Annotated in this window: 2 protein-coding genes; both read right to left on the minus strand. The window is 60.7% G+C overall.

Going from position 1 to position 1,128, the window contains the following annotated elements:
• Window positions 1-436 (minus strand): PAS domain-containing protein (locus VEH04_01115; protein ID HYG21350.1); only part of this gene is annotated, 436 nt, incomplete at its 3' end.
• 479 nt (window positions 437-915) lie between these two features.
• On the minus strand, window positions 916-1,128 hold a 213-nt coding region (locus VEH04_01120), incomplete at its 5' end, for a hypothetical protein (protein ID HYG21351.1).

Here is a 1,128-nt window from a genome sequence, read left to right on the forward strand (position 1 = left end):
ACTGCGCCTGGTCGGCCAGATCCTGCTGCGCGCGCTTGAGGTCGCTGATGTCGATCATCACGCCGCCCAGCGAAACCGGCACGCCGTTCTCCACGCTCACCGTCACCGAATCGCGCAGCCACACCGCACGCCCGTCGGCCGAAACCATGCGGTATTCGAACTCATGGTTGCGGCCCGCGCGGGTCTGCGATGCGCAGAACGACATCACGCGTTCGCGGTCCTCGGGATGCACATGGCTCTCCCAGAAGCCCGGCACACGCCACTCCGCGACCGGATAGCCAAGGATGCGCTCGGCGGCGGGGCTGACGTAGTTGAAGGTGAAGGTCGCGGGATCGGCTTCCCAGACGATGCCGTCGATGCGGTTCAGGAGGTCGCGGAACCCTCCGCGGGGGAGGCTTTCGTCGTCGCGCACGCGTAGCGCAGGTGTCGATGCCATGGAAGCCCTCCAGGGTGAAGTTAAGCCTAATCCCTGACGGAGAGCTTCATGCAACCGGACAGGATAATGTGCGTAGTTCCACGCAGCAAATATCATACCTGCGGCTTGACCTAAGTCAACTGTGGGAAACCCGTGGTGCGTCTCGCTTGCGGCGACTGGTTTTCTCGGGGATGGGAAAGATGGGATGGGAATGCGGGTTGTGGCAGTCTGCGCCCCTCCTATGAACGGCTGGCGATGAATAATTTGATTGAGATCCGAGCGAACACGCAAAAAGAATTCACGTGCTGTTGTTGCTAACGTTAGACGAGTTGCAGTTGACGAGTAGGTGAGTTGAAAGACGCTGGATTCCCGCCTGCGCGGGCATGACGGGGTTTATCGAGGCAGGGAATCAAGGCTGTGGTGCCCGCCAGCGGGCCGCTCAGGTCGCGCGCACCTCAACGCCTCCCCGTCATTCCTGCGAAAGCAGGAAACCAGTGTCGTCAAACGCCCCTTGCAAGCCGCTGGATCCCGACTTTCGTCAGGATGACGGCGGTGAGATCAGGCTGATGTGAATCGCATGGGCCGAAAATATCTCCTACTTCCCCACCGGCTTCTTCATCAACTTCCGCTGCAAGGTCCGCCGATGCATATTCAACGCACGCGCCGTTGACGAGATATTCCCCTGGTGCTCGGCCAGCACGCGCTGGATGTGT

This window comes from Verrucomicrobiia bacterium (genome assembly GCA_035629175.1).
Classification (GTDB): Bacteria; Verrucomicrobiota; Verrucomicrobiia; order Limisphaerales; family DASXHY01; genus DASXHY01.